This is a genomic window from Methyloceanibacter marginalis, from assembly GCF_001723295.1.
In the GTDB taxonomy this organism is placed as follows: domain Bacteria; phylum Pseudomonadota; class Alphaproteobacteria; order Rhizobiales; family Methyloligellaceae; genus Methyloceanibacter; species Methyloceanibacter marginalis.
In genome coordinates, this window is record NZ_LPWD01000450.1 from 1 (window position 1) to 3,069 (window position 3,069).

Below are 3,069 nucleotides of genomic sequence, written 5' to 3' on the forward strand. Positions count from 1 at the left end.
AAGACCGAGCCGATCGCCATCAACCTGGTCAACAAGGCCGCGGGTGCAGAGGTTTGCGGCCGCTATATCGGCTATGCCGTGGTTGAGGTCGAGAAGACGAAGAACCGGAACGGCGGGCTGTTCATGCTGGCGGGCCTTCGCTTTGCCGAGGACGGCCGGCTCGGCTGGACGGCGAACTGGATGGCGCCCTTCAGTGGGTCGAACTTGGCGCGCGGGATCTAGCGCGAAAACTGCCTTCCATTTGAGCAATTTGCTCTGGCAGTGGTGAAGGCCTTGCCAATCATCTGACGTCTGTTGCCGTCCTGCTCTATCGGGTGCGTATCGATAGGCGTAGGCTCGTGACAGTCTTGCGAATCACTATTTTGCAGTGCAGCATTCATTATCGAAGACTGGTCAAGGGGCTAACGCTGCGCGTCAGGTCTTCGCACCGGATAATGGAACTTCGAAATGGGGCGCGAATCCACCGACTTAGAGGCACTGTGCCGCAGGGTGCTCACCTTGCATGAAACTTGCATCAGGCATATTAAGTTGGTGGAACCAAGCCGGCATATGTTGCGTTGCACCATGAGCCGGAAACGCAAAGACAGGTTCCAGCCGGTCTAGGGAATTTGGGAGGTATCGGTCCGCAAGGACCCCGAGGAGTGGCGTTCGTGCAACCTTATTGAGGGGGCCACAATGCCTACGACACTGACCCTAGCCGTGATGGCGAGCCTGTTCCTTCCGGTCCAGGCCGTGAGACAGCCGCCGACGGCACCACCACAAAAGCTCAACGCCGTATTGTGCAAGTCTGAGGTGCAGGCCATCGCGCTTGCCCGGAGCATGGCCTCCGGCAAGACCGAGCCGATCGCCATCAATGCCGTCAATAAGGCCGCCGGTGCGGAAGTCTGCGGCCGTTATATCGGGTACGCCGCGGTGGAGGTCGAGAAGACCACCAACGACCATGGCGGCTTGTTCATGCTCGCGGGCCTGCGGTTCGCGGAAGATGCGGCGCTCGCCTGGACAGCGAGCTGGTTCGCCCCGTTCGAGGGCGCCAATCTAGAGCGGGGAGCTTAAGCCATGCCCGTACCCATGCCAGCAGCTGTCGTCCTGATTGTCTGCAAGACGGTCATTGCCGGGCCTCCGGATCAGAACGCGCCCTATACGGGCTATGAAAACCGGGAATGGGCCACGGAGCACTCCATGATGGTGTGCCGCCGCCAAGAGGTTCAGCTCTTCGATCAGGCGGAATCTTTGGGGGCCGCGGCCCAGCCTTTCAACCTGCAGCGGTGCCAAAGATCGGGTATCATGCTCGGGACCCAATGGGACGCCGGGCATCGCGGCTCGAGCTACCGTTTCTGGCGCGTCGCGTGCCCGGTTCCGATCGTCGATACCAGGACCGGAGACATCATTTCGTGGAAAATGCCCGAATGCGGTCACCGCGATACGGTACGCTGTGAGGTCGATGCGGAGATCTAGGGCGCTACCGTCCTAGACTCTCGTTCGGCGGAGGGTTCCCGTCAGGAGCCTCTCCGCGGTGGAGGACTTGGCCATGCCACTTTGGTCGAGGGTTGCGGCTGGCATCGCGATTGCCGTTACCTTGCTCGGCTTTGCGGGCTTCAAGGCTTATTCCGAGAGGCTCGGCCCGATCATTCAGGCTTACGGAATCACCTATTACAACGGTCAGGGCCCCAAGGCCGTGGCGCCGTCATGCAAACCGGAGAGCGATATTCGTTCTGCGATCGCCCGGGTGCACGCCAAGTTCGATCATCTCGGCGGTGCGCCGCTTCGCGCTTTCGAGGAGCGGGCCGCGCGATTGAAGGGATTGCCGCCGCTCGGCATCGACACGCTCTACGTCATCACGGAAGACGACGAGCTCCGGGACGGGCAGACGGTGCTGTTCATCGGGCTCACGTCGGATTGCGTCAGCACGGTCTTCAGCTTCCCGGCGCGGCTCTATCGCGAGCTCGCCGCCGTACCGGGGGACGCCTCGTGACACGGTGAGCGCGCACGTGCCGGAGGGCGAACTCGTCTATGCCGTCGGGGACATTCACGGCCGGTCCGACCTTTTGGCAAAGCTGCTGCGCCAGATCGAGGCGGACGCCGCGCGGCAGGATGCCGCGAACACAACTCTTATCTTTGTCGGCGACTACGTGGATCGCGGGCCCGACAGCCGCGGGGTCGTCGAGATCTTACTGAACGCGTTGCCCGAGGACCTCTCCGTTCATTTCCTCAAGGGCAATCATGAACAGCTTCTGCTCGACTTTCTGGACGATGCGGGGCGGCTTCGGCATTGGCGAGTCAATAGCGGTGACGAGACCATGGCGTCCTATGGGGTCGATGTGGACCAGCTCGACAGAGCGGGCGCGCCGCCCGAGACGTGGCGCGAAGCCTTTATGGACAAGCTGCCGCCGGCGCACTTCGACTTCTTCCGGCACCTCGGTCTTCAGGTGCTGTTGGGCGACTATCTGTTTGTGCATGCGGGCGTGCGGCCCGGCGTGCCGCTTCACGCCCAAGACGAGTTCGATCTCTTGTGGATCCGCGACGCGTTTCTCGATGAGACCGAGCCGTTCGGCAAGGTGGTGGTGCATGGGCACACGCCGGTTCCCGAGCCGATCGTACGCTCCAATCGGATCGGCATCGACACTGGTGCCGTATTCAGCGGGCGCCTGACGGCGCTCAGACTGAAGAACGGGGAACGAAGCTTTCTGCAAACGTGAGGCTTTAGCCCCGGGTCTGAGCGCTGTCGGCTACGAGGCTGCGTAAGCGGCTGGTGAGGCTGCCGCCGCCTGCCTTGTCCTCACTGCGTTTTGCTCTACGCGCGGCGAACCGTTTTGCCAGAGTGCTTTTTTGCTCTGGCTCCTCTCCGCCTTCCTCGACGTGCTCATCGTGTCCTTCGACGTACTCGTCCTCGCGGTAATCGTCTTCGTGCGGCGCCTCGCCGTGCTCCTCGTGCGGGGCCTCGGCAGAGTGCTCTTCCTCATGCGCCTCGGCATATGTGGCCGCGTGCTCTTCACCGCCGGCTGCTCCCATCTCCATGGGGGTCCGCTCCATCGCGGGCTCCGGCGCGGCGCCGTTGCCGGCGCGCGCGTC

Annotated in this window: 5 protein-coding genes and 1 pseudogene; 5 read left to right on the top strand and 1 reads right to left on the bottom strand. The window is 62.6% G+C overall.

The features are described 5' to 3' along the window. The 5 genes from AUC71_RS19825 to AUC71_RS15735 all read left to right on the top strand — a co-directional run. Positions 1–222, top strand: a 222-nt coding sequence (locus AUC71_RS19825; protein ID WP_158007894.1) for a hypothetical protein, incomplete at its 5' end; no start/stop codon positions are given. Between the two features lie 453 nt (positions 223–675). Beyond that, on the top strand, positions 676–1,053 hold the full coding sequence (locus AUC71_RS15720) for a hypothetical protein (protein WP_141701766.1): 378 nt from the start codon (positions 676–678) through the stop codon (positions 1,051–1,053). Positions 1,054–1,056: 3 nt separating this feature from the next. Continuing rightward, the gene (locus AUC71_RS15725; RefSeq protein WP_141701767.1) at positions 1,057–1,455 is read left to right on the top strand and encodes a hypothetical protein; all 399 of its coding nucleotides are present in this window, start codon (positions 1,057–1,059) and stop codon (positions 1,453–1,455) included. Between the two features lie 73 nt (positions 1,456–1,528). Next, the gene (locus AUC71_RS15730) at positions 1,529–1,972 is read left to right on the top strand and encodes a hypothetical protein (RefSeq protein ID WP_141701768.1); all 444 of its coding nucleotides are present in this window, start codon (positions 1,529–1,531) and stop codon (positions 1,970–1,972) included. 4 nt (positions 1,973–1,976) lie between these two features. Then, on the top strand, positions 1,977–2,696 hold the full coding sequence (locus AUC71_RS15735) for a metallophosphoesterase family protein (protein ID WP_204376760.1): 720 nt from the start codon (positions 1,977–1,979) through the stop codon (positions 2,694–2,696). Between the two features lie 4 nt (positions 2,697–2,700). Here the strand turns inward: AUC71_RS15735 and AUC71_RS15740 are convergent. Then, positions 2,701–3,069 (bottom strand): annotated as a pseudogene (locus AUC71_RS15740) (hypothetical protein); the annotation flags it as partial.

Coding starts and splice junctions, on each gene's coding strand:
- AUC71_RS15720 (WP_141701766.1), top strand. CDS start 676: ATGCCTACGACACTGACCCTAGCCGTGATGGCGAGCCTGTTCCTTCCG.
- AUC71_RS15725 (WP_141701767.1), top strand. CDS start 1,057: ATGCCCGTACCCATGCCAGCAGCTGTCGTCCTGATTGTCTGCAAGACG.
- AUC71_RS15730 (WP_141701768.1), top strand. CDS start 1,529: ATGCCACTTTGGTCGAGGGTTGCGGCTGGCATCGCGATTGCCGTTACC.